Origin of the sequence: Flavobacterium sp. NPDC079362 (assembly GCF_050267765.1) — a bacterium.
In the GTDB taxonomy this organism is placed as follows: Bacteria; Bacteroidota; Bacteroidia; order Flavobacteriales; family Flavobacteriaceae; genus Flavobacterium; species Flavobacterium azizsancarii.
On record NZ_JBNNFM010000003.1, the window covers coordinates 203,883 to 229,784 of the forward strand.

Consider the following 25,902-nt stretch of genomic DNA (forward strand, 5'->3'; position numbering starts at 1 on the left):
TAAAATTACAGGTTTACTAAAAAAAACACTAACTTTCTATATATTAAGTAAATAACACTGCTAAGCTGTAAAAAAATAACCTTATGACACACACCTATACAATATCGGGAATGACTTGCGATGGATGTCGCACGAAAGTAGAAAAAACATTAAATGCTGTTGAGGGAGTAAAGGCAAATGTCACTCTAGATCCCCCATTGGCAACCATTATAATGGAAAAACATATTGCGACCGAGCAACTGCAGGAAGCATTGACTGCGGTTGGAAAGTACACCATTGAAATGACCCACACGACTCATTCGCAAGAAAAAACAGCAGAGAAATTATGCTGTAGTACTGCTAACGATCATGATCATAAAAAATTAGCTGTGCCTCATAATGATGCGGGTGGAAAATACTATTGCCCGATGCATTGTGAAGGCGATAAAATGTATGATAAACCGGGAGATTGCCCTGTATGCGGAATGCATTTGGTACAAGAACCAGCCGCTGTTCAGGTTCAGCAATACACATGCTCTATGCATCCGGAAATTATAACCAATGCGCCAGGATCATGTCCTATTTGCGGGATGGATCTAGTACCAATGGAACCAAGCGAAAGCGAAGAACAAAGGATTTATAAGGGTTTGGTTAAGAAAATGAAAATAGCGGTTGTATTTACAGTTCCTATTTTCGCCATTGCCATGATAGAAATGGCACACAACAATCCTCTACTTCAACTAATGGATGCGGCTAAATGGAATTGGGTACAGCTTATTTTATCACTTCCTGTTGTCTTTTATGCCTGCTGGGTGTTTTTTTTACGAGCGTGGAAATCAATAATCACATGGAATTTAAATATGTTTACCCTTATCGGAATTGGTACAGGAGTGGCATTTTTATTTAGTTTAGTTGGAATGTTTTTTCCAGACATTTTTCCAAGTGAATTTAAGACCCAGCACGGAACAGTACTATTATACTTCGAGGCCACAACAGTTATTCTAACTTTAGTTTTGTTAGGACAATTGCTTGAAGCCAGAGCGCACAGTCAAACCAGTGGCGCTATAAAAGAATTATTAAAATTGGCTCCTACCGAAGCTACTTTGGTAATTGATGGCGGTGATAAAGTAATCTCAATCCATGATATAAAAAAAGGTGATTTATTACGGGTAAAACCCGGAGATAAAATTCCTGTGGATGGGAAAATAACCGATGGTGAAAGTACAATAGACGAATCGATGATTACAGGTGAACCAATTCCTGTAGATAAAAAAATAGGCGATATGGTGTCTTCAGGAACGATAAACGGAAACAAATCATTTATAATGATTGCCGAAAAAGTTGGTTCGGAAACCTTGCTTTCGCAAATTATACAGATGGTTAATAATGCAAGCCGTTCCAGAGCACCAATTCAAAAACTAGCCGATAGTATTGCTAAATATTTTGTACCAATTGTTGTTGTAATTTCCATTCTTACCTTTTTCATTTGGGCAAAATTTGGTCCCGAACCGGCATTGGTCTATGGGTTTATAAATGCCATTGCGGTATTAATTATTGCCTGTCCCTGTGCTTTAGGATTGGCAACGCCCATGTCTGTAATGGTAGGAGTTGGTAAAGGCGCTCAATCGGGAATTCTGATAAAAAATGCTGAGGCTTTAGAAAAAATGGATAAGGTAAATGTTCTGATTACTGATAAAACAGGAACAATTACAGAAGGGAAACCTTCGGTAGAAAAAATTATTGCATTACAATATTCAGAAGATGAACTGCTGCAATACATTGCGTCTTTAAATCAGTATAGCGAACATCCTTTGGCACAAGCAGTAGTGAAATTTGCAAAAGCTAAAAATGTCTCTTTAACGAAAGTCGATGATTTTGAAAATATTGCAGGAAAAGGAGTTATTGGAACTGCTATTGATAAAAAGATCGCATTGGGGAATAAAAAATTAATGGAGCAAGTAGGCGCAGCTATTTCTGCCACAATTGAAGAGAAAATTATTGCCGAACAAAAATTAGGAAAAACAGTTTCTTATATCGCTGTAGATAAGAACGTAGTGGGGTTTGTAACGATAACCGATGCTATAAAAGAAACCAGTGCTGCTGCTATAAAAGAATTAATGCGTCAAGGAGTTGAAGTAATTATGCTTACGGGAGATAATGTAAATACTGCCAAAGCTGTTGCCGACGAGTTGCATTTAACCTCTTTCCAAGCAGGTTGTTTACCGGAAGACAAATTAAAAGTAATAGAGAAATTACAAGCTGAAGGAAAAGTTGTTGCTATGGCAGGAGATGGTATAAACGATGCGCCAGCTTTGGCACAATCGGACATTGGCATTGCGATGGGAACAGGAACAGATGTCGCGATCGAAAGTGCCAAGATTACTTTGGTAAAAGGAGATTTGCAAGGAATTGTTAAAGCAAAAAATCTGAGCCACGCTGTAATGAGCAACATCAAGCAAAACCTATTCTTTGCTTTTATATATAATGTCTTAGGTGTACCAGTTGCTGCGGGAGTTTTATATCCGTTTTTCGGAATATTACTTTCTCCTATGATTGCTGCCCTGGCAATGAGTTTTAGCTCGGTATCTGTCATTGTCAATGCATTGCGATTGAGAAGCTTAAAACTCTAAAGAATAATAATTTATTATAAAAACAAATGACCAATCTAGGACAAATTATTCTTCAGTATAAAAACGATAACGAAAGTGTCTACAATACCTGGTTTATAGATAACAACCAACGGTTAAAGGCATTTCGGACTATAAGACGTGGTGTTTTACAAGTCATTGAGGATATTAAAAAGAAAACCTTTCCTAATGATTTTAAAGAAAGCAGTTTAGAATTTGTTCTGAGTTGCATTGCTGAACAAAAACAAATCTTTGCAGGGGTTTCCCATCCGTTTTATTGGAAACCCAAATTGCGCATTCCTGATATCTATGAAAATCAAAACAATAAATTGGCTTTCGGTCAATTCCTTGAAAATTGTATCAATGCCAAGTCTGAAGAACAGGTTGTAAAAGAAATCATAAAACTCGATGAATTAAAAATTAAAGGATTAGGACCTGCGGTTGCCAGTATTTTATATTTCATACACCCAACCTGGTTCCCTCCATTCAACACTGCTATTCTCAATGGTTTTAATTTTCTTTTTAAAGACAAAAAAAAATTGGGAAGCTGGACAGAATATCTTAAAATAAGAGAAACTTTGATGGAAACTAACACTTTGCATAAATCTCAGCTGTCAAATGATTTGGGTGCCATTGCAGGATTGTGTTTTGAAATTGGAACTCAGAAAATGCTAATCGGTAACGATGAATACTTAAGCGAGGCAGAACGTTCAAGATTCGAAAAAAACGTACACAAGCGTCAAAAAGAAATACTCGAAGAAAAACTGGAGGAAAATCTGCATAATGAGATGCAATACCATCTGCTAAAAATAGGTATTTCTCTCGGTTTCGATGTTATCCCGGCAAGCAATGATAAAAACAAATCATTTAATGGACAAAATTTCTCATTTATTTCACTGGTAAAATTCCCTGAGTTGCCTACCGACAAGGACACTAAAAACACCATCAAGCTTATTGATGTGCTCTGGTTCGAAAAAGGCACAAACAAAATTATAGGTGCCTTTGAAGTAGAAAAGAGCACTAGTATCTACTCCGGCATACTGCGCTTGTCTGACCTGTACTTTAGTATTTCAAGCGGACAGGAAGTTTTTTATATTATTATTCCCAATAACAGAGAAAAGGATGTAGTGCTTCAGCTAAATAGGCCCGTTATAAAAAACTCGAAAATGAATATAAAATATATCCTATTTTCTGAATTAAGAGCTAATTGTGATGCTATCTGTAAATTTGGAACCGACCATTCGGTAATGGAAAAAATATCAAAATCAATTTAAAATTAAAAAACTATGAAAAAAATATTTCTATTAAGCTTCATTATTATACAATCGTTATCAATTTATGCACAGGAAAAAGTTCAAATTAAGCTTACTTCTGCAAGCCCTTCAGCATCATTTCAACAAGAAATTGGAAGCTCAACAATAAAAATGGCCTATAGCAGACCCTTAGTAAGAGGACGAAAAATATTTGGGGAACTGGTGCCATTTGGCAAACTCTGGCGGACAGGTGCAAGTGACTGTACGACCATCAGTACTAATGAGGATATCACCGTAGGAAATAATATTTTAAAAACAGGAACCTACTCTATATTTTCAATTCCATCAGAAAATGAGTGGACTATCATTATAAATAGTGATATTACTTTACATGGCGAAACTGGTTATGATGAGAAAAAAGACGTTATGCGTTTTACCGTCCCCACAGAAAAAACAACTAATTTCTACGAAACTTTTACCATCGAATTAAATGACATCAATAGTAAAGGGGAAGGTTTCCTTAAAATAGAATGGGAAAATACTATGGTTAAAATACCAATGAAAAGCAAAGCTGACAAAGAAATTTTAGCCCTAATTGACAAATATATTATTAAAGAGAAAAGTCAAAATGCTACTTTATTGTTTCAGGCAGCAAATTATTATTCAACCACGGGAAGAGCAAATAACCAAACAGTATCCTGGTTAACTGAGGCTGAAAAATTGGATCCCGAAAATTTTTATTATCCCACTTTAAGACAGAAAGTATCTTTAGAACTGAAGGATTATCCCAATGCTATTGAAGCAGCAAAAAAAGCCTTAACAATTGCAGAACAGAAAAAAATGAAGGGTACTGAAAAATTAAAAAATCAGATTGAAGAGTTACAATTATTACTTAAAAGTAAATAAATAATAAGTATTACAATATCACATTGAAAACTACAGGAGCATAAAAAAATCCTTGGCATTTAAGCCGATATAGTGTTATAGTAACATTAGACTTGTTTTGTTCAGGGAAATAGATAAATCTAAATAACTTTTAAAGCTAAAAATATGAAAATGGAACACACAACACAGCAGCATTCTAAAGAGGTAGAGTCCAAAATGTACAAAAAATTAGCCATTATGATCGTATTGTCATTTATTTCTATGTACATACTAATGTATTCGATGGTCGATATTTTTGCTAATGTCATTCCCAATGTAAACCAATTTTACATGGCAGGACTAATGACTATGCCAATGCTCATAATTGAGATTATTGTAATGGGCAGTATGTATATGAATAAAAAATGGAACATAGTGTTACTTATCACAGGGTGTCTTGCCGCAATCATTTTTTTTTCCTGTATCAGACAGCAAGCAACTGTTGACGATAAACAATTCTTAAAATCAATGATACCACACCATGCAGCAGCAATCCTCATGGCTCAAGAGGCTTCTCTTCAAGATCCAGAAATAAGCCAACTTGCCCAAGATATCATAAAAGCGCAAGAAGCGGAAATTGCACAAATGAAGGCCAAATTGGATGAAATGAAAAAAAAATAACAGAATAATATTCTTTAAAAAAGCAATATGAAAAATATACTGATAATACTCGTATCTATCATGCTTCCTGTCCTGATTCATGCCCAGGATATGAAAACAATGGAAATGGATAAAAAGCCAGCGAAAGAAGAGTCAAATCCCACTACCTATACCTGTCCAATGCATCCCGATATTCATGAACCCAAACCGGGAAATTGCCCAAAGTGCGGTATGAAACTAGTGCCGGAAAAAATAAAAAAGCAAACAAAAATATCGCAGCATAAAGACATTCCCAAGAAACAAACTGACCAAGGAAATACAGCAATACAGGAGAACAATAATAGTACGATTGCTCAAAAAACACCTGGAGAAAATAACGCACAGCCACGTGTTGTTCGATATGACCTGTATATAAGAGATACAATTGTAAATTTTACAGGAAAAACAAAAAGGGCTATAGCAGTGAATGGACAAATACCCATGCCTACCCTGACCTTTACAGAAGGAGATATCGCCGAAATCTATGTTCACAATGAGCTGGATGAAGATACTTCCCTGCATTGGCATGGCTTATTCTTACCTAATCAATATGATGGTGTGCCAAACCTAACCCAAATGCCAATTAAACCCCATACCACGCATCTATATACTTTTCCCATTATTCAGCATGGCACACATTGGTACCACAGCCATACGGAACTACAAGAACAGATAGGCATGTACGGCTCTTTTATAATGAATAAAAGAACAGATGATCCAACTTTCCGTAAAGGAATCGATGATCTGCCTTCTGTTCCCATAGTATTGAGTGAATGGACAGATATGAAACCTGAAAATGTACACCGACTGCTGCACAATGCATCGGACTGGTTTGCTATTAAAAAGGGGACCACACAAAGTTATGCTGAAGCTATAAAGCAAGGGTATTTTAAGGACAAAATAAAAAATGAATGGAAGCGAATGAATGCGATGGATGTCAGTGATGTTTATTACGACAAATTTTTAATCAACGGAAAAAATGAAAATCAGCTTTCTCAATTTAAAGCGGGTGATAAAGTCCGACTACGGATTGCCAATGGTGGTGCATCAACCTACTTTTGGCTTACTTATGCCGGTGGGAAAATTACGGTTGTGGCCAATGATGGAAATGACGTAGAACCAGTTGAGGTCGATCGATTAATTATTGCAGTTTCTGAAACCTATGACATAATTGTAACCATTCCAGCTGACAAAACAGCTTATGAGTTTTTGGCAACACCGGAAGACCGAACAAAATCTACCTCTCTCTACATTGGCAGCGGGGTTAAGCAATTAGCGGCACCCTTGCCAAAGCTTAAATATTTCGAAGGGATGAAGATGATGAACGGTATGATGAAAATGAATGGAGATCTGGATGATATGGGCATGAGCATGAGCCTTAATAAAATGGATATGAATGTAGTAATGTATCCCGAAATCACGGGTGAAACCAAGCCTAAAACCAATACAAAGATGGATGGTATGAAAATGGATGCTGAGCAATACAATGCCAATGCGCTTTCAGATATTACAACTCTAAATTATGCAATGCTTAAATCGCCTACCAAAACAACACTTCCTGAAAATGCTCCTATTAAAGAACTAAAATTTGAACTTACCGGTAACATGAATCGATATGTCTGGAGTTTGGACAATAAGGTGGTTTCTGAAGCCGATAAAATATTAATTAAAAAAGGCGAAAATGTACGCATCGTTTTACATAATAATTCAATGATGCGCCATCCAATGCACTTGCATGGTCACGACTTCAGAGTCCTTAATGGACAAGGAGAGTATGCACCATTAAAAAATGTGATTGATATAATGCCGATGGAAACAGATACGCTGGAATTTAATGCCAACGTAGACGGGGACTGGTTTTTTCACTGCCATATTTTATACCATATGATGAGCGGAATGGGAAGGGTTTTTACCTACGAAAACCAACCTGCCAATCCTGAAATTCCAGACCCAAAATTAGCACAACGAAAACTCTTTGCAGACGACAGGAAATTTCATTTTATGGCAGAGAATGATTTTGCAACCAATGGAAATGATGGTGAAGCAATGTATCAAAGTACACGCTGGAGTATTGGAACCGAATGGAGATTAGGGTACAATGACATGCATGGTTATGAAACTGAAACACATATTGGTCGATATATTGGAAAAATGCAATGGCTAATGCCATTTATAGGATTTGACTGGAGATATCGAAAAATGGGAGAAGATGAACAAGAGAAAAATCTCTTTGGACAAAAAAACACTAAAGATAAACGTGCAGTAGTAAGTCTGGGGGTCAACTATACCCTTCCTATGTTAATAGTAGCACAGGCTGAGGTTTTCACAGATGGTAAAGTCAGACTACAGTTTGAACGTAAGGACATCCCGGTTTCTAAAAGACTGCGAATGAATTTAATGTTGAATACAGACAAGGAATATATGGCAGGGTTGCGCTATATAGTTACCAGATGGGGTTCTCTATCTTCTCACTATGATAGCGATATGGGCTTTGGTGCTGGTTTTATTTTAAATTACTAAATTTTTACCTTAAACAGTAGCATAGCGCAGTTAAAACCAAACAGGGAAGAAAACAATTCATAAAGGATACAATATATTTGATCACTCTATATATTTTTCTAAATAGCACATTTAATCCACCAGCCTTTATAGGCTGGTTTTTTTTACATCTATTACCACTTTCTTTTTGTATTGCAGCCAAGTCATCATGAAATGCTCTTAAGTGTCAATCAATAGCAAGACTTTCTTATAGGGTCTTTTTAAACTAGATATTAGGATGATAGAGAAATGGATTCATACTTGGTTTAGTGCATCGGAAAAACTTCTTTAAAATTCAGAGGAGCAGTTTTATCTCATTAAAAGGAATTGATGGAAAACTATAACAATGATTCTACTGATGACGATGAAACATTTAATGGATCGCAGACCTTGCGAAAAATATAGAAAAGCGTAAAATTTTATTTTTTATTTAAGCTAAATTTCTTCAGTATTTTATCAAAATCTGATAGTGCTTTATAATGTTCTCTCATTTCCGTTACAGTACTTACATTCCATATGCTAGGAGCATAAATATCCTTCATCTTCATGTAAAGCTCGGTTGCTGTGTGAGATTTGAGAATCTGCACATCACCACCAGCATCAACGACTATCTTTATTAGCGTTGTGTTAATGCTTCGTATTGTGAAATAGCAGATTATGAGGTAGATATAACGCATTGTTAAAGATAAAATTAATTATAATATATTGCAAATCAGATGTCATAACTAACTGTCCTTATCCAAAAAGCCCATGAAAATCAATGATTTTCATGGGCTTTTTTTATGTAGTATTCAAGTTAATATCTTCAATTCTCGCAAAAAATAACATTCCTTTTTCAAGTCCTAAGTAGGAGCAATTGTTCTGATCATATTGAATTCTTTTGCCAGATTGCATTATTCATTGCTTCCCCTTCATTTTTAAATTCAATAACCAGTATGCCTTTGTCTCATTTCAGCAGCAAAGGTAATTCCGTGTCCTTAACGCAATAGCAAGGTCAGGCCCTTCAGGTTTGACAAAAAATCTCCACCCATCCGGGTTGTATTTTTTGTCAAAGCCTTGCTATTGCTAGACACTAACCTTTTTATGCTCCCGAAACGAAACATAGCATACTCCGGCTCTTTAGACGAATAAAAAAAATGTCAGCAATGAAAAGTAAAATATTAAAAATGGATTTGATGAAACAAAACAGCACCTCCTCTCATTGCCGAATAAAATTTCAAAAAAAATTAATCACTAAAAATCGTAGAAATTATGAACATCACAGGAAGAGTGACAGCGGATGCGCAGGTACGCAACGTGTCGAACAGCAAAACAGTAGTAAATTTTTCGGTAGCCATCAACGACAGCTACAAAAACAAAGTGGGCGAACGCATAGAGCAGACAACGTATTTCGATTGCGCCTACTGGCTTAGTCCAAAAGTAGCGCAGATACTCACAAAAGGTACGGTGGTAGAACTGACAGGCAAAGTGAGCGCAAGAGCGTGGACAGGAAGTGACGGTCAACCGCACGCAGGACTGAACTTCAACACCTCGCAAATCAAACTGCACGGGAGCGGTAAAAAAGCCGAAGCGGTACAGGCTCCTACAGGAAACAATAATGACGATACAAAGGACGACCTACCATTTTAACAACGAGCATCTAAATAATTTAAAATTTTAAAATCATGGCACATAATATCAATTTTAACAGCGAAACAGGACGCTATTCATTCTTTAGTGTAAAGGAAAAAGCGTGGCACGGACTTGGGCAAATTGTAGAGCAATACCCAACAAGCGAGGAAGCTATCAAATTTGCAGGGTTAGATTACGAAGTCGTTAAAAGTCCGCTATTTACCAAAGGTTCGAGCATTATTCAAACGGCTGACAGTATCGAGATAGGCAGTAACGAATTGGAAGTCCCTAACTATTTTGCCAATATACGCACCGATAACAATGCAGTATTGGGTGTGGTCGGTAAAGACTATCATATCGTGCAGAACCGTGAAGCATTCAGTTTCTTTGATGCCATTGTAGGCGGTGGAGAGGGAATACTCTATGAAACTGCAGGAGCGTTGGGCAACGGGGAACGCATATTTATTACAGCCAAACTACCTGACTATATCCGAGTTGGAAATGGCGATGATGTAACCGAAAAATACATTTTCCTGACCACTTCGCACGATGGTAGCGGAAGTATCACAGCCGCTTTTACGCCTATCCGTATCGTATGCCAAAACACCCTTAATGCTTCATTGCGAAATATGACAAATGTAGTGCGTATCAAACACACATCGGGAGCAAAACAGCGTATTGAGAACGCTCACAAGATTATGGGTTTAGCGAACTCCTTGAGCATCCAGTTAGAGAATATTTTCAATGAATGGGCAAAAGTAAAGGTAACAGACAAGGAAGTGAGAAAGCTAATCCAATTGGCACTTTGTCCAAATAAAGAAACTTTCGATTTACTAAAAAAAGGTGCAGAAGATGAAATTTCCACCATATTCAAAAATACCGTTGAGGATGCCTTTGCGTATGCTATGACAAGCGACACACAGCAGATGGACACTACCAAAGGCACATTGTTCGGAGCATATAACGCTGTTACAGGCTACTATCAGAATGTACGCAAATACAAAGATGATGAAGCCAAGTTACAGAGCATTGTTTTGGGCGGTACTGCTCAACTCAAATCACAAAAAGCATTTGACTTGTGTACAGGCTTTGCCTTAGACGGTGCAGAAATCCTAAACCTTAATTAGATAACCATAGGCTACCGCCTTAATCGGTGGTAGCCTACTATAACAATAACTGATATGAAAGCAAAATCAATAGACGAAGCTAAAAGTATGGCTAAATCACAAAGCCTTGAAACGAAATACAAAGACGAAGCTGTATATATCATTTACTGCAATAGAACCGAGTATTTCTATATAGATACCAATAGCCTTTTAAGGACTTGGGAACAGCTTACAGGCTATTACGAAAACGGAGTTTATACCGCTGAAAACTGAACTGATAAAGTGATGAAGATAACAGATTTAAACGGTTGCCCTATTGAGGTGACCAACCTTAAAGAAGCCATTAAAATGGCAGGACAGTACAAGAAATACCGCCACGAGGACAAACGTTTCTCCGAGTTTGATAAAAGGCAAAAAGCGTATTGGACAGATATGTACGAGAAACTTAGAGCAATTAAAAAACAATTAGACGACAAATAAAATTTTAGAACGATGAACGCAAATTTTTTCAATCAGATAGCACAGTTGCAGATTATAGGTGATTTGCAACTCACCATAGCAAAAGGAGCAGAAAACAACCTAATCGTATCGGTTATGCTCCAAAACGAACAGTGCGGAGATAACGCAAAGAACATCATACCACCGCTTAATCTTCGGGGAACAGCAGAGGAACTCGACAACGGTTTTTTCGAGAACATAACCACACCCATAGAAACAGCTTCAGGCTTAATGGTCAATATGGAAAGCTTTATGAAGCAGTTGGAAGAAACCAAAAAACAGTCTGCAATGGAAAAGGACAAAGTTGACAGGCAGAAGAAAGAACTGGAAGCCAAAGACAAGAAGTTCAAAGACGCAATGGCAAAGGCAGATGAATTGGAGAAAGAGGGCAAATTCCGTGAAGCGTGGGTAAAAGTACCCGAAATAACAGAGTTCCCTGAAAAGGCTGACGAGATACGCAAACGCAAAAGAGAACTATCCGACAAGTTTTCTGCGCCAAGTCTTTTCGGAGCTATCGAGGAAGAAAAACCCGAACCCGCAAAAGCGGAAGAAGTTACTGCCGACTACCAAACAGAAACTGCACAGGAAAACTAAATGTAATAACTTAAAATTCATCATCATGTTATTAGCAACGCAATTGGAAAGAGTGTTTATACTCAAAGATAAAGGACACGATATTATATTGACCGATCCCGAACCACGTTGGAGCGTGGAAGCAGTACTAAATTTTTACGCCAACAGGTATCCCATTTTGACAACCGCCAAAATATCTGCACCCGCCATCAAGGATGATGCAGTAGAATACCGATTTGAGAGCGTAATGGGCACAAAAGGTTAAATCAAAATTTAAAGCAATGGACTATGCACAAACATATCATATCGGGAACAATAAAACCGCCCGAACAAAAACAACAAAGGCAGTTGTACAAACAGCTCAGCGAGTTCGCCCAATGGATGCAAAAATCCAAAGATGCGAGCGAGATTCAAAAAGACAAACGCAGGTCAGTGCCTGTGGAAATGTTGCCAATGGTTTTCTAAAGACTTCATTCCTGCCGAGACTGAAAGAAACGCAAACTGTACAGGCTTGCACAGAAACAGTAAAAACAGAAAAGGATTTTTATAAGTCCCTTTCCAAACTTGCAGGGCATTACAAGATAGAACCAATGCAGACCAACCAATTTGAATATCCTTACAATATGGCATTAACTATATGGGATATGGAAAAAAAGCTAAAGCAAAGTGTTCTGAATTGGCAGGAAATACGTTTGGTACAGGACAGTAATAAAACGTATTTCATCAGTGAGGAAAAATACAACACAAGTACAACCCTGTATTATATACCGATTGAACCGCTGTATCAAATGTTACACGATCCCAAGCGCAAAAGAAATGCCCAACTGCTTATTTCTGTTTGCTCTTACCTATATCACATTGCAGATGTTCCTTATTTCAGACAGGAAAACAGTTACCTGTATTGGATGTATGAAATGCACAAAGAATGGGTGGAGCAGGACGATGAAACTGAAGAAAACGAAGCGTGTAAACTTGAGTTTGAAAAATCGGAATTTATTGGAGATTGTATCGAGCAAAAGATTTTTAACCCTATGAGCTTGCAGGTATTCGGACAGCGTTTAAACACTTTTAAAAGACGTGATGCATTCGACCATGAATGTTGGCTGACAGCTTCTAATGCCTTTGCGCTGTTTACGGAATATCCGAACGCAAGCATTTTCCGAAATGCACCAATGCGGGAACAAGACCCTGATAATGACGACGACGACAATGAAACCATTGGTATGGAAAAGTATATTTCCTTTATATCGCACACAAAAGGATGGCTGTACGAGAACCTTGCCGAGAGCATCAACAATGAGTTTAACGAGTACGCAGAAATGCAGGAACCGACCATCTGCAAACGTTTTGACAAAAAAGAGGTAACGAAAAAAAGCCTTGATTTTGAGAACGGATTATTTGCGCTTTTGGACGATATGTGCAGTTTGCTTTATAACTACAAAACCACAAGAAAATGAAAAATACAACCGATATAACAAAAAGCTTTGGTACCCTGTACCATCCTAAATCCGCACTTGTTTTCTATGAAACCAGAGGAGCGAACAGCGATGTATATGTGGAGCATTTCGATATGGACAAGAACGGTAATCCTATTAATGCCCACCCACTCACAGAATGGGAAGCAAAAGTATTGGCAAGGGCATTGGTAACAGAAAAGGATAAGGACAAAGCCTTTTTAAAATCCAATGGAATACTGCCGACAAACATATTGCAGATAAATCATAATGCAGATAAAAGTTCGGTATTGTGGTACACCAAAGCACAAAGACGACAAATGTATTTTGTGAACAGTTTGGAAATACCCAACGGAATGGCTTATGCACCGCCAATGATTTGGTATGCCAACAAAAATAGTCTTACGGTATTTGCATTGGCAAGCGACCGACGACCGACAGAAAAAACGCCTTTGTATTGCGCACCATTTTTCAACATCTATGAAGATGGGAAAGTATGTATGGGTTCGGTCAATATCAATATTAAAAACTCGGCTTCGGTTGAGGAATTTACCAACGGTTGGGAAGACTACTTTTTTAATTCCTATTTCAGCCATTTATTGGGAAGAAACAGCCCAATAAATGGCAATTGTGTAAACCTTTGGAAAGACCTAATCAATTCAGATAAGTCCTTTCCTAAAGAGGTACTGAAAAAAAATAACAAAACCCTTAAAAATCTATTGTGATGAATACCGAGAAAACAAAAATACATTTTACGGATAACTACCTCATAAATCCGACTAACCCTATCACTGTAAATGTAATCGGTGCAGGAGGCACGGGTTCAAAAGTACTGACCGCCTTAATGGAAATGAACCACAGCCTGATTGAACTTGGACACGCAGGATTATCCGTTCGCCTTTGGGATGACGATGTTATCACGACTGCCAATTTGGGCAGACAGCGTTTTGCCGAGTGCGAGGTTAGCTTATTTAAATCCGTTGCCCTTATTAATCGGGCAAATCGTTTTATGGGAACTTATTGGAAAGCGGAAACGGTGAAATTTGAGAAAGATAGTTTAGGAAGACTGCCCCAAAATGCACTTGCAACTATCTATATTACTTGTGTGGACAATGTACAGGCGAGGTTTGGCGTTGCTGAAATACTTAAAGAATTATGCAACCGCAGAAATCATAGAGATACACCTAAATATTGGTTAGACTTTGGAAACAGCCAACATACAGGACAGGTCATATTATCCACTATTGGAGAAATTAAGCAACCCAATTCTGAAAAGTATGAAACGGTGGCAAGCCTGCCATTTGTTACCGAAGAATTTGGGGAATTGCTACTACAATCCGAAGAACAGGACGACACACCAAGCTGTTCCTTAGCAGAAGCCTTGGAAAAACAGGAATTATTTATCAATTCTGCCTTGGCACAAATGGGATGTTCGCTGTTGTGGAGTTTGTTCCGTTATGGCATGACCGAGTACAGGGGATTTTTCCTTAATCTTGGAAATTTTCAGTCACAACCCCTAAAAGTCGCCTGATCCAAAATCGGGCGGCAAAAAGACACTCCCTCCCAAAATGGTCGGGACAGTCTTTTTGCGTTTAAGCGGTGCAGTCATTTTAATAAAAATGCACAATGCGCCATTTTATCAAACAGACTGCGAAAATTTTATAAGGGATATGCAGTATCCCTTGTGTTATTTTAGAGGACTTCTTTTCTTTCCTTACAAGGGACCAAGGAAAAGATTCTATATTACATTCCAAATTTTTTGTTGCAAAAACACATAATCTTATTTAAGCATTTGCTTAAATAAGAAAATATCAATAAATTTGCATAATGGAAAATATTTCTTGTATCCGCCAACAAGCAGATAGCAAACAGATTGGTCGTTGTAAAACCAAAATATTGAAAATGGATGACTCATTTGATTATCTATCAAATGGACTAGAATTGGTTGGTAACAATGTAAGGTTGAAAATACTATTTCTGATATACACGGAGAAAAAACTTTGTGTTTGTGACCTTAGTGACATACTGGGAATGACAATCTCGGCAATTTCACAACATTTGAGAAAGCTTAAAGATAGGAACTTAATAGAAACTGAGAGACAAGCTCAAACAATCTTTTATTCCCTGACAAAAGAGCATGAAGAAATGCTCAAATTAATTTTCAATATGCTTAATAAAGATAAAATCACAGAAACGATATGAAAATAGAAAATAAACTTTTGGGTACTGGGATTATGACGGCAATCGCAGCCTCGATTTGTTGCATTACTCCTATACTAGCTCTAATTGCAGGTACAAGTGGAGTTGCCTCGTCTTTTTCCTGGCTAGAGCCTGCAAGACCCTACTTTATAGGTTTGACTATTTTGGTTCTCGGTTTTGCCTGGTATCAAAAAATAAAACCAAAAAAACAAATAGATTGCAATTGTGATGTAGAGAAAAAACAGACATTTATTCAAAGCAAAACCTTTCTGGCTATTGTTACTGTTTTTGCCGGACTGATGCTTGCTTTTCCTTCCTATGCACATATTTTTTATCCTGAAGCACAGAAACAAACAGTTGCAATTAATAACTCTAATACCAAAATCATTGAGTTTGGTATTAGCGGAATGACTTGCACAAGTTGTGAAGAACACGTAAACCATGAAGTGAGTAAACTATCTGGAATAATCAAAGCAACTACTTCATACGAGAAAAAAAATGCAATCGTAGAATTTGACAATTCAAAAACGAACATTACCGAAATTGAAAAGGCGATTAATGCAACAGGATATACCATAACTGAAAAAAAAGAAAAATAAAATGGAACTCATATTACAATCAATAATTACCTGTCCTAATTGCGGGAGCAAAAAAGAAGAAACGATGCCGACAAATGCTTGTCAATATTTTTACGAGTGTGAAAAGTGCAAGACTGTATTAACCCCCCTACAAGGTGACTGTTGTGTGTTTTGCAGTTTCGGAAGTGTCAAGTGTCCGCCAATTCAACAAGATGTAAAATGCTGTTAAATAAAGAAATCTATTTCTAATTATTATCTAATTTATCATATTGCAATAAGGGGCAAATCATAACTAAGATACGACCGTTTGTGAAGTTACACAATTATTCCGTTAGCAATTTGTAATATAATAGCAAAACAAAACACCCCGAAGATGAACTTCGGGGTGTAATTAAATGTGAATTTTTATAATGCAAACTTATACCTACATCTGACAACTAATCGGTGCTGTTAAACTCAAAACTCAATTGCTTTTCGTTCCCGAAATTATCCGAAATCCATACTTCAAAGGATTGGGAAACGGTCGAATTCGAAGTATAATACAACCTGAATTGTTCCTTCGGCAAAGAATACAAATCGTTTGGAAGGTATGGCATTTCACCATAATAACATAAAGTTCCCTGACCTTCAAACTGAAAATAACGGATAAAATATTGCGTGCCTGAATAATTACCGCTTCGCTCTATTGAAATCCTCATCTCTACTGCATTCCCCTTTGCAATAGCTGAGGGAACCGGCATTATTTTCACTTCAAAAGGAAAATCATTCTGTAATTCCAGTTCGTCTGTATTGCAAGATACCAAAGTAATGCAACTTAGCAGGACTGCCACAAATACGGGAAGTAATCCTAGTGTAAATTTATTTAAAAATATTATCATGATTTTATATTTTAAAAATTAAATCTTATTCCTGCTCCTGCCGATGGTCGGAACTGTTCCAGATCTGTGCCCCACAGAACTTTTGTACGTATCTGCAATAACAGAACAAATCGGTCGGACAAATATGTTTCAATAGACAGCCTCCCACCAGCACCATAAATGAAGTGGTCCTGGCTGAGTATTTTAGCTCCGTCAAATAATAAATCCTCTCCCCTGTTAATGCTCTCATAACCAATGACACCAGTTATAGCTGCATTCAGGGTAATATTTTTACCAGCATCACCTAAAAGGAAGAAACTGTAACCGCCTTCGGCAGTATAGGTTTCCTGTGGGATTCGCAGGTCTTTGTATTTATAATACTGATGGGAATATTCCAAAGCCCAAAGCTGGTAATTACCATTCTTGCCATTTACTGTCATGCCAATATTGAGGTAATAGTTCCTGCCGGGATAATCACCCGAAAAGCTTCCCGCACTCAATTCCAGTCCCTTTTGTTTCGACAGCATGCGTTGTGCCTGCGCGATTGTAGTGCTCATCAAAACGAGCATCGTTATATAGATATACTTTTTCATTTTTCTACTGTTGTTTTTATTACGTTACTAAAATTTCAGATGCATTTCGCCAACCAATCGGGCTTTTATCAAATCAGAATTTTCTACCTGCATGGTTTGATGCCTGCCACCGTTCTTTTCAAAAATCTCAATCAGAAGCACCTTGTCATCGGCAATGGTAAACTGATCTAACAAAAACACGTTCTGTTCGGCAGTTTTTCCTCCAATCTCACCAAGTGATTTGTAGCTGCGAAGTGGTACTATTGACCTTTCCTGTATCACGGTACGTTTTGCAATCTTTTTGTCCACTACCTTGAAATTGATAAAATCAATCTGGAAAGGAACATTAGTACTGTTTGTTAGCTGGGTATGGAAATAGTAATTGCCATTATGGATATAAATTCCTTTGAGTATAAACTGGATGCCAAAACTTTTAGCGCCAATGTGTTTTATAATGCGTTTATCTTTTTTGTAGATGGTTTCCAGCAGTAACCCTGCCAGCGAAGGTGCAGTATTGCCCAGTTCTTCAAAAAGCACATCGTTTCCTGTATCTTTATCCACTGTCTTTTGCATCGTCAGCAGGTTATAGCTGAGCGTCTGAGGGTTGGAATTGTAGTACACATCAAAACTGTAAAAGTGTCCGTCATCGGTAATGACCGAAAAATTGGTTTCCTGTTCAAAATCCCTTGCTGAAGCCTTTACACGAAGTACGTTCTCCGCATCTTCTGCCTTCCCTGCGATCAGGTATTCACTGCCCAAATCCACATAGCGTATAGCTGTTGGGAAAATCAAATGGGAGGTTTTATCATAAGTAACTTCCATTTGGTATGGTTCTATCCTGCCCAAAGCAAGGGAAGTTTTTGCGCTTTGCTGTGCAAAAGAAGATACCGCAAAGCCAATCATTAGGGCAATTGCCCAAAAGGTTTTAAAATGATTTTTCATTGTTTAGTTTATTTGAGTTATTATTATTTTTTAGAAACAAGGAATACTTGATGTCCTGCTTTTAGGGTAACTTTTGGTGTCCTTACTTTTTTGGAGAAATAACCTGAAATTCCCTGAACTACGCCACGGCTTAAATCAGCCGCTGCCTGTTGTCCTGCAGATTGGGTAAGCATCAGGCTTGTTCCGGATGTCTGGCTCATGTTCCCTGCCATTTCGCTAAGGGCATTCATTTCCGGAGAATACGGTACGTATAATCCCTGCTGTCCATCAAGGTCATAAATGGTGATGTCTACTGGGATGATGTTTCCTTGCTGTTCTATGGAAGTAATCTTTAACTCCAGACGTCCGCCCTGAAGCTTTGCATTAGCGGTTAGGATTGTTCCCTTTTCAATGGTAATATTACCCGTTTGGGCAGGCTCCAATAAACGAAGTCGTACACTGCTTTCCCAAATAATAGTCTGTGTTTCCTGTACACAGGCTTTAATGCTGTTCTTTGGCTGTATCACCTTCTCCGCCGAACCTTCTGTGTTAAAACTACGGTTTCTGATTTCGCTCCAGTCGGCTATAAAAGCACTATCAGCAGGCTCACGGTATAAAGATGATACCGTATTTTTTCTTGCACTGGTGAATGCTGCAAAATGTTTTTTCGGCGAAGCATCCAAAACCACAGGTGCATTAACCTTATTGCTTGCAGTTTCAGCAGTATTTGTACCTGAAGGAAGATACTTTGCAGCCATCTGATAGGATTTCTCCATGAGTGCCAACTGGTCATTTACCGTTACTGCGGCAGGTATTTCCTTTTCTGCCAGTTTTCCTTTTAGTTCTTCCAATTGCTTACGGAGTTCCTGTGATTCACCATTATCATCCTGATAGAAAGAACCCAGTGTACTTTGTGCATTTCGATAACTGTTTAATGCCGGATTAGCGGGTTTTTCTGACCTGTTGCCATCGCTATTGTTTTGATTTTGTTCCTCGTCATTATTTAGTCGCTCTTCCCCTTCGCCAGTTGTGCTTCCTTCGTTCCAATAATCAGCCAGAGTAGTAAGGGCATCACGCTTTTGCTGCACTTTTTCTTCCATCATTTGCTTCTCGTAAGCCTTTTGCTTGTCAGCCTGCATTCCTTCTTCCGTCGCCTGTGGAACAGTATCGTTCATTCCTATATTTTCGATTCCCTTTTTATCCGAAGACGGTTTAAATATGAGGTACATAGAACCTAAAAACACGATCCCCATTAAAACGAATATCAGTGGTTTTTTAAATCTTTCAATGGTACTTCTTTTATCATCGGTCTCCTTGGACACTTTGCTTTGTCCGTCTCCTTCTAACAGGACGACGGCTCTTTTTTCATCTTCTTTCATAAATCTTGTCTTTTAAAATTGTTACTAATGTGTCCTGCAAGCGTGCGGGACTTTCTTTCTTTTTGAGCACTGGATTTTTAATATGCTCAATGTTCATGCTATGCTCTGAGCTTGCTGTATCATAACATACTTTAAAAATTACCCCTGCGGTAAGCAGCAGATATGCTCCAAAAAAATAAAGTGTATACCTCTGCTGTTTATATAAAGGCAATGCCTGCCAGCTTTCCTCAAGCCTGTCAAACCACTTGTTTATATTGGTTCTTATTTTTTTCATAGCCTTGTTATTTCTGTGTTATAGCTTGAAGCGCTTCGGACTTTGACCTGTCTGTTGCTTTGGCTTATCATTGACCATTGCAATTGCTTCGGTTAACTTTGGTGCGGATATTACAGAAAGGTCTTTCAGTTCGATTTTTTTTAGTATCTGCCCGAATTGGTCTTTTTTTATTATTTCCATTCGGCTTAGCGAGAGTTCTCCATTAAGGTGTTTCACCCACATTGCACATTCTATACGAGGCCTCTCATCACCTGACCATTGCAGGTAGCTTGTCAGCAGTAAATCATGCTTAGGCAGACTATCTGTACCTTTTTGGCAGCTTTCAAAGAATTCGCTTAAGCTTTCTTTCAGCTTTCCTGCATAAGCACCCTGCGTATGGAAATACTCGTTATATCCTTTGTCAGTCAGGATTTTTGCGAAGCTGTTTAATTCTAATAATGTTTCCATAAGATTATTTTTTTAACGCTCGATGACTTCTATATCCCTATTCTCTAGTACTGCAAACTTTTCAATATTAAAGCCTTGAGGGTTATTGTCCGAGCGGACAGAGTTGACAAGGAAACAGGACGTAACCAGATTGCGTTTTGTCACATTACTGGAACGGATGATAAATTGTTTGGCATAACTGCGCACTGCATAGGGATAAGTTTCGAAATTGACCATTACGCTGTCCACTTCAATACGCTGCTGTACATTACCTGATATGATACGGTTATAATATCCTTTTTCAGAGAGGTCTTTGTAATAATCAAAGGCACTTTTATCTGCGAGATTAAACGCCCTTTTCATATTACTTTCAATGGCATTCTTGTCTGGTGCAAGTGTAAAAAAAAGTTCGTGAAAACGCTTTACATGTTCCCTTGCTTCTACCGGACGGTTGATCGACGCATCCTGTGCGAGCGCGAGCATCAGTGATTTCCCATTGTCCAGAACATAGATTTTCTGACGTTGCTGCTCTGCAAAACGGTAGGACTGCCAGACGGCATATCCTGCAACTCCGGTGCAGAGTAAAGCAAACACAATGGCATATAATCTTATCTGCCTGAAACTGTTTTCGATATTTCTTAGTGTTTTAAATTCCATTTTATTAATGATTAATGATTACTTGTTTATCAGCCTGCCGCCTATATTCCCTACTGTTGAACCTGCTCCTGCGCCGGCAATATTTCCGGATTTCATGGCTGTCTGGTTAACATTTCGGGTAAAGTTCCCTGCTCCACCAGCCTGAATGATCCAGCCTGTGACTGTCGGAATAGTGAAGTACCCCACGATGCCTATAATCATAAAGATGATGTACACGGTGTTGGAGGTGTCGGGGATGAAAGTAGGATCGGCAAGCATCTCAATATCCCGTTCAACAATCAGCGACTGTATCTTGGCAAGCATAGAACTGAACAAATCAGCTACAGGAAGCCATAAATACACGCTGACATATCGGGTGAGCCACTGTGTGAGCGTAGACTGAAAGCCATCCCATACCGATATGGCAAAAGCTATCGGGCCTAAAATTGACAGTACAATCAGAAAGAAAGTCCGTATGGTATCAATGACCAAAGCTGCTGCCTGAAAAAGTATTTCCAGCAAATTGCGGAACCATTCCTTTATTGCTTTCTCTATCTCGTAGGTTTGTCTATCCATATACATTCCTGCCATTGTTCCTATGTCAGAAGGCGACCATCCCAATTCGTCCAATTTCTTATCAAACTCTTCGTTTGATACCATATAGGCAGTTTCAGGATCGCGGAGCATTGCCTCACGCTCCAACATGTCTTTCTTTGCCTGTAGATCGTTCAGGTCAAGAACCTGATTTTCGAGGATAGCGTGAGTACCTTGTACAACGGGACTTAATACCGCATTTAAAGTTCCCAGGACTATTGTGGGGAAAAACATGATGCAGAGTCCAAGTGCAAAAGGACGCAGCAAAGGATACATATCAATCGGTTCTGCCCGGCTGAGAGCCTGCCATACCTTGGTGGCTACATAAAACAAGGCTCCCAAGCCAGCCAGTCCTTTAGCCACTGCCGCCATATCGGCGGACAATGGCAGCATCTCATCATACAGGGAACGCAGGACTTCGTGAAGATTATTAAATTCCATCGCTTACCAGTATTTTTGATTTGGGGTTCCATAGAGGTCAAGTACTCTTTTTGTATTGTTCTGCTTCTTTGCCCTTAGTATGCTTACCGAGATATTTTTGTTGGTGTAGTAGCGTACTAAACTGTGGTATTCTTTCACTTCTTTGTACACGCGGTCAATAATATCCATTCGGTCTTTGTCATTCAGCGACAGGCTTGATGAGCTTACAATCTGCTTGAGTTCTTTCAGTAATTCTGTGCTTTCACCAAGCAGCGTCGAATAGCCATTGGCAATAGCTGCCAATTCCTGAGCAGAAAAATTGGGATCATTTATCATCTTACCAAAATTCTTTACATACATCTGAGAAACATCGCCAACCAATAGTACAGTCTGCTGTACCTTGCGTGCATCTTTCACCAGATTGTTTACCGCCTGCAGTTTGTCGTAATATTCTTTGCCCTGCTTATAGACCTTTTCTACTTCCTTGAAATTTTTAACGACATTGGATACTGTGTTTGAAGTCTGTACAATTTCATTGGCACTGTTAAGAATACCTGAAGCCAGATTTGCAGGATCAGTGACCACAAATTGTGCTTTTGCACAGGGTGCAGTGGCAAGCAAGAGTGCCATACTCACTACAAATAGTAATTTTTTCATTTTTTAGATTTTTAAATTGTTAGTGATTATTGATTTTCTTTCGCGCGTCGCCTCATGGCGATGTGCTTGATGGCAAGCTCTACATTACCGTCCAATTCTCCGGCAAGCTGCATTACTTCCAGTTTTTCAGTTTCTTCGGTGGTGTAGGCCAAATATTCTTCAACAGAGACTTCTGTCGCATATACCGCAGAGTGTGTACCACCCAAGCCTATCCATACTTCTTTGTAAAGCCGCGCCGGATCGTTGTTCATGTTAATGGAAAGTACCTGTGCTTTTTCTTTGTCAGTGAGACCAAGCATTGCTTGTATTTCATCAAATTTGTTCATGTACTTCCGCTGGTCAAGCAGGATTTTACAATCGGAGTTGTTGATGATACTTTCTTTGACGATTGGTGATTGGATGATGTCATCAACCTCTTGTGTTACTACGATTGCTTCGCCAAAAAATTTCCTAACAGTTTTAAAAAGGTACTTCAGATATTCTGCCATTCCTTCTTTGGCAATGGCTTTCCACGCCTCTTCAATCAGGATCAGTTTACGGATGCCTTTGAGTCTCCTCATCTTATTTATGAAGACTTCCATAATGATAATGGTCACAATGGGAAAGAGGATTTTGTGATCTTTGATCGCATCAATCTCAAAGACAATAAATCGTTTGGAAAGCAGGTCTAACTGTTTATCGGAGTTCAGCAGGTAATCGTACTCTCCTCCTTTGTAATAAGGTTCCAGTACATTCAGGAAATTGGCAATATCAAAGTCCTTTTCCCTGACCTGTTTTTCTTCCAATATCTTACGGTAATCGCTCTGAACATATTCATAGAAGCCATTAAAAGACGGATAGATCTCATTGTGTTTGATACGCTCAATATATCCGCTCACTGCATTGGATAATGCCACTTCTTCAGAACGGCTCGGCGGCTCGTCATCACGTTTCCACAGCGTTAGTATTAATGTCTTTACGCTTTCTCTCTTTTCAATGTCGAATACGCCATCATCGGTATAGAAAGGATTAAAGGCAATGGGATTGTCTTCGGTATAAGTGAAATAAACCCCGTCTTCTCCTTTGGTCTTCCCCTTGATAAGTTCGCACAAACCCTGATAAGAGTTACCGGTGTCAACCAGCAGGACATGTGCGCCCTGCTCATAATATTGACGCACCATGTGGTTGGTAAAAAATGATTTTCCTGAACCTGACGGGCCCAATATGAACTTGTTCCTGTTGGTGATAATCCCACGTTTCATAGGCAGGTCGGAAATATCCAGATGGATGGGTTTTCCGGTAAGCCTGTCTGCCATCTTAATACCGAAAGGCGATGGTGAATTATGATAATTGGTTTCTTCGGTGAAAAAACACAAAGCCGGTTCAATGAATGTGTAAAAACTTTCTTCACTTGGAAAATCCCCAGCATTGCCCGGCATTCCCGCCCAATATAGTGTAGCAACATCTGTCGTGTTATGGCGTGGTTTGCATTCCATTAGTGCCAGAGCACTTCCGCTGTCATTCTTTATCTGCTTAAGTTCACCGGGATCATCTGACCACGCCATGATGTTGAAGTGTGCCCTAATTGAAGACAACCCGAAAGAATGGGCTTCGTTCAAATAACGTTCTATCCATTCTTTGTTAATCTGATTGGCACGGCTGTAACGGGCCAGTGAGTGCATGTTTCTTGCGGCTTTCTCAAACTTTTGCAGGTTGTCTTCGCTGTTATCCAAAAACAAATACTGATTGTAGATATGATTACAGCTTAGCAACAGTCCAACAGGTGCAGCAAATGAAAGCCGGCAGTCGCTACGGTCGGTGGATAGTTTTTCATAACGGGTATGGGTCGATACCGCTGCAGGCAGATCTTCCGTATCGGAAAGCGTGTGCAGGCAAAGCCTTTTATTGCCTATACGAACCTCTTCTCCCCCAAGTGCGATGTCCTGCATCGGAGTTCCGACCTCTCTTGACAATGTCAGATACTGTTCCAGTAATCCTTGTTTTCCTTCGGCTCCGATTATATCTTCTTCCGTGAGGCGCTGCAGGCTTATAAATCCGCTGTCGTTAACGATTCGTTCAAATTGTGCAACCGCTTCCATAAAACGATGGATTGCTTCCTTGTCCCTGATTTCTTTTGGTATCAGTGCACCTTTGCATAATGAAGAGAAGTTGCTCTGCATACGCATACGCTCTTTAGTCGTCTTGGTCAGGAACAGGTAACAATAATGGTTCAGGAAGGGACGTTCGTTAAAATGGCGTTCATAAGACTTTGCCAGAAAACTGTGGTCGTCTTTTCCCATATCCGGCTCGTAGCTTTCTTTGATGTACCAATCCTGCTTGTGAACAATGGTAAAATCTGGCAGAGTCTTGATCGCTTTATGCCAGGCAGAATGGATAGCTTCATATTCGGCGGATGCTACTGTGAATAGTTCCGGAAGCTGTACTTTAAAACAGGCAGTAATATCTGCATCCTTTGACAGGATACAATTGTTCTCTACTGCCAGCAATGGAAACCTGCTCTCTAGTGTTGTGATCTTTGCTGAATTTCTCATACAGTGTTCCCTTTAGGAGTGAACCTTAAATAGCGGTGTATAGACTTGCGACAGATAATGTAACGGGGATGTCTTTTATTTGCCCCAATTTTCATTAGTCCGTGCTCTCCATACTTTTTGTTCAGAGAGAAAGTCTGCCATACGATCAGTGAGGCGCCGCCAATTCCTAGAAAAAGGCAGATGTAGGAATTCACTCCAGCCATATAAAATATCATAACCAGGATAAGTGTTCCGAGTAGTCCACCAGCGAAGATGAATAGGTATTGTGCTTTCAGCCCCTTAAACTCTACAGTTCTCCCAATGCCTTTGTTGATGTTGTAATTCATAAGGCAAGGCATTAAAGGAAGAAAGATCGCAAAATGGTAGCGGCCACAATCAGGAAGATACACGCACCAAACCAGCTTGCCGCAGTTTTGCTGGTATCGGGATCTCCACTGCTAAATTTGTTGTACACCTTAACCCCTCCGATAAGACCTACCACCGCTCCAATGGCGTAGATCAGCTGTGTGGCGGGATCGAAATAAGAGGTTACCATTTGGGTGGCTTCGTTGATACCGGCTGTGCCGTTGCCTTGTGCGAGCGCACTTAAACCTGTCAGCATTGCCACTGTTGCCAACAGGATTTTTTTTCTTTGTTTTTCCATGATTAAAACACTT

General features: G+C 39.0%; 29 protein-coding genes. 17 read left to right on the top strand and 12 right to left on the bottom strand.

The genetic code is table 11. The features are described from left to right. The first annotated feature begins 83 nt into the window (after positions 1–83). The 17 genes from ACQKCJ_RS04770 to ACQKCJ_RS04850 all read left to right on the top strand — a co-directional run bounded on the left by ACQKCJ_RS04770 (position 84) and on the right by ACQKCJ_RS04850 (position 16,208). Positions 84–2,609, top strand: coding sequence for a heavy metal translocating P-type ATPase (locus ACQKCJ_RS04770; protein WP_173965726.1), 2,526 nt, complete (start codon positions 84–86; stop codon positions 2,607–2,609). A gap of 26 nt (positions 2,610–2,635) precedes the next feature. After that, positions 2,636–3,880, top strand: a complete 1,245-nt coding sequence (locus ACQKCJ_RS04775) for a hypothetical protein (protein WP_173965728.1) — start codon at positions 2,636–2,638, stop codon at positions 3,878–3,880. Between the two features lie 12 nt (positions 3,881–3,892). Next, positions 3,893–4,765, top strand: a complete 873-nt coding sequence (locus tag ACQKCJ_RS04780) for a DUF2911 domain-containing protein (RefSeq protein ID WP_173965730.1) — start codon at positions 3,893–3,895, stop codon at positions 4,763–4,765. Between the two features lie 150 nt (positions 4,766–4,915). Beyond that, the gene (locus ACQKCJ_RS04785; protein WP_246253200.1) at positions 4,916–5,404 is read left to right on the top strand and encodes a DUF305 domain-containing protein; all 489 of its coding nucleotides are present in this window, start codon (positions 4,916–4,918) and stop codon (positions 5,402–5,404) included. Positions 5,405–5,431: 27 nt separating this feature from the next. Continuing rightward, positions 5,432–7,942: a multicopper oxidase domain-containing protein gene (locus ACQKCJ_RS04790; RefSeq protein WP_246253201.1), complete on the top strand. Its 2,511-nt coding sequence runs from the start codon at positions 5,432–5,434 to the stop codon at positions 7,940–7,942. A gap of 1,269 nt (positions 7,943–9,211) precedes the next feature. Further along, positions 9,212–9,589, top strand: a complete 378-nt coding sequence (locus ACQKCJ_RS04795; RefSeq protein ID WP_173965733.1) for a single-stranded DNA-binding protein — start codon at positions 9,212–9,214, stop codon at positions 9,587–9,589. Positions 9,590–9,624: 35 nt separating this feature from the next. Beyond that, the gene (locus tag ACQKCJ_RS04800) at positions 9,625–10,698 is read left to right on the top strand and encodes a DUF932 domain-containing protein (protein ID WP_173965735.1); all 1,074 of its coding nucleotides are present in this window, start codon (positions 9,625–9,627) and stop codon (positions 10,696–10,698) included. Positions 10,699–10,752: 54 nt separating this feature from the next. Continuing rightward, on the top strand, positions 10,753–10,950 hold the full coding sequence (locus tag ACQKCJ_RS04805; protein WP_173965737.1) for a DNA-binding protein: 198 nt from the start codon (positions 10,753–10,755) through the stop codon (positions 10,948–10,950). 12 nt (positions 10,951–10,962) lie between these two features. Continuing rightward, positions 10,963–11,157 carry a hypothetical protein gene (locus ACQKCJ_RS04810; protein ID WP_173965739.1) on the top strand — a complete coding sequence of 65 codons (195 nt, stop codon included), beginning with the start codon at positions 10,963–10,965 and terminating at the stop codon, positions 11,155–11,157. A 12-nt stretch (positions 11,158–11,169) separates the two neighbouring features. Continuing rightward, positions 11,170–11,769 (top strand): PRTRC system protein E, encoded by a 600-nt coding sequence (locus ACQKCJ_RS04815; protein WP_173965740.1) that lies wholly within the window; start codon positions 11,170–11,172, stop codon positions 11,767–11,769. Between the two features lie 25 nt (positions 11,770–11,794). Further along, on the top strand, positions 11,795–12,013 hold the full coding sequence (locus ACQKCJ_RS04820; protein ID WP_089478534.1) for a PRTRC system protein C: 219 nt from the start codon (positions 11,795–11,797) through the stop codon (positions 12,011–12,013). A gap of 16 nt (positions 12,014–12,029) precedes the next feature. Beyond that, positions 12,030–13,205: a hypothetical protein gene (locus tag ACQKCJ_RS04825; RefSeq protein WP_173965742.1), complete on the top strand. Its 1,176-nt coding sequence runs from the start codon at positions 12,030–12,032 to the stop codon at positions 13,203–13,205. Further along, positions 13,202–13,927, top strand: coding sequence for a PRTRC system protein B (locus ACQKCJ_RS04830; protein WP_173965744.1), 726 nt, complete (start codon positions 13,202–13,204; stop codon positions 13,925–13,927). The genes ACQKCJ_RS04825 and ACQKCJ_RS04830 overlap by 4 nt, the downstream gene beginning before the upstream one ends. Further along, complete coding sequence (locus ACQKCJ_RS04835; protein ID WP_173965746.1) at positions 13,927–14,733, top strand: PRTRC system ThiF family protein; 807 nt, start codon at positions 13,927–13,929, stop codon at positions 14,731–14,733. The genes ACQKCJ_RS04830 and ACQKCJ_RS04835 overlap by 1 nt, the downstream gene beginning before the upstream one ends. 296 nt (positions 14,734–15,029) lie before the next feature. Further along, entirely contained in the window at positions 15,030–15,404 is a 375-nt protein-coding gene (locus tag ACQKCJ_RS04840) for an ArsR/SmtB family transcription factor (protein ID WP_173965747.1), read from the top strand. Then, the gene (gene merTP, locus ACQKCJ_RS04845; protein ID WP_173965749.1) at positions 15,401–16,000 is read left to right on the top strand and encodes a mercuric transport protein MerTP; all 600 of its coding nucleotides are present in this window, start codon (positions 15,401–15,403) and stop codon (positions 15,998–16,000) included. The genes ACQKCJ_RS04840 and merTP overlap by 4 nt, the downstream gene beginning before the upstream one ends. 1 nt (position 16,001) lies before the next feature. Continuing rightward, a complete protein-coding gene (locus tag ACQKCJ_RS04850) occupies positions 16,002–16,208 on the top strand; it encodes a GDCCVxC domain-containing (seleno)protein (protein WP_246253202.1) in 207 nt (68 codons plus the stop codon). Between the two features lie 208 nt (positions 16,209–16,416). Here the strand turns inward: ACQKCJ_RS04850 and ACQKCJ_RS04855 are convergent, their stop codons facing one another. From ACQKCJ_RS04855 to ACQKCJ_RS04910, 12 genes are read right to left on the bottom strand one after another with little or no spacing between them, the layout of a single operon-like run. Next, on the bottom strand, positions 16,417–16,857 hold the full coding sequence (locus tag ACQKCJ_RS04855) for a DUF3872 domain-containing protein (RefSeq protein WP_173965751.1): 441 nt from the start codon (positions 16,855–16,857) through the stop codon (positions 16,417–16,419). A gap of 11 nt (positions 16,858–16,868) precedes the next feature. Beyond that, positions 16,869–17,429 (bottom strand): conjugal transfer protein TraO, encoded by a 561-nt coding sequence (locus ACQKCJ_RS04860; RefSeq protein WP_173965752.1) that lies wholly within the window; start codon positions 17,427–17,429, stop codon positions 16,869–16,871. Between the two features lie 27 nt (positions 17,430–17,456). Continuing rightward, positions 17,457–18,350, bottom strand: a complete 894-nt coding sequence (gene traN, locus ACQKCJ_RS04865; protein ID WP_173965754.1) for a conjugative transposon protein TraN — start codon at positions 18,348–18,350, stop codon at positions 17,457–17,459. Positions 18,351–18,373: 23 nt separating this feature from the next. Next, positions 18,374–19,708 (bottom strand): conjugative transposon protein TraM, encoded by a 1,335-nt coding sequence (gene traM / locus ACQKCJ_RS04870; RefSeq protein WP_173965756.1) that lies wholly within the window; start codon positions 19,706–19,708, stop codon positions 18,374–18,376. Continuing rightward, positions 19,695–19,982 carry a nitrogen regulatory IIA protein gene (locus ACQKCJ_RS04875; protein WP_173965757.1) on the bottom strand — a complete coding sequence of 96 codons (288 nt, stop codon included), beginning with the start codon at positions 19,980–19,982 and terminating at the stop codon, positions 19,695–19,697. The genes traM and ACQKCJ_RS04875 overlap by 14 nt, the downstream gene beginning before the upstream one ends. Before the next feature lie 18 nt (positions 19,983–20,000). Beyond that, complete coding sequence (locus ACQKCJ_RS04880; protein ID WP_173965759.1) at positions 20,001–20,429, bottom strand: hypothetical protein; 429 nt, start codon at positions 20,427–20,429, stop codon at positions 20,001–20,003. Positions 20,430–20,441: 12 nt separating this feature from the next. After that, positions 20,442–21,065, bottom strand: a complete 624-nt coding sequence (gene traK / locus ACQKCJ_RS04885; RefSeq protein ID WP_173965763.1) for a conjugative transposon protein TraK — start codon at positions 21,063–21,065, stop codon at positions 20,442–20,444. Between the two features lie 18 nt (positions 21,066–21,083). Beyond that, the gene (gene traJ / locus ACQKCJ_RS04890) at positions 21,084–22,079 is read right to left on the bottom strand and encodes a conjugative transposon protein TraJ (RefSeq protein ID WP_173965765.1); all 996 of its coding nucleotides are present in this window, start codon (positions 22,077–22,079) and stop codon (positions 21,084–21,086) included. A gap of 3 nt (positions 22,080–22,082) precedes the next feature. Next, positions 22,083–22,715, bottom strand: a complete 633-nt coding sequence (locus tag ACQKCJ_RS04895; RefSeq protein WP_173965767.1) for a DUF4141 domain-containing protein — start codon at positions 22,713–22,715, stop codon at positions 22,083–22,085. 26 nt (positions 22,716–22,741) lie between these two features. Further along, the gene (locus ACQKCJ_RS04900; RefSeq protein ID WP_173965768.1) at positions 22,742–25,246 is read right to left on the bottom strand and encodes a TraG family conjugative transposon ATPase; all 2,505 of its coding nucleotides are present in this window, start codon (positions 25,244–25,246) and stop codon (positions 22,742–22,744) included. Next, positions 25,243–25,584 carry a DUF4133 domain-containing protein gene (locus tag ACQKCJ_RS04905; protein WP_427401551.1) on the bottom strand — a complete coding sequence of 114 codons (342 nt, stop codon included), beginning with the start codon at positions 25,582–25,584 and terminating at the stop codon, positions 25,243–25,245. Before ACQKCJ_RS04905 ends, ACQKCJ_RS04900 begins: the two co-directional genes overlap by 4 nt. Continuing rightward, entirely contained in the window at positions 25,584–25,889 is a 306-nt protein-coding gene (locus tag ACQKCJ_RS04910; RefSeq protein WP_173965772.1) for a DUF4134 domain-containing protein, read from the bottom strand. The genes ACQKCJ_RS04905 and ACQKCJ_RS04910 overlap by 1 nt, the downstream gene beginning before the upstream one ends. Positions 25,890–25,902: the final 13 nt, after the last annotated feature.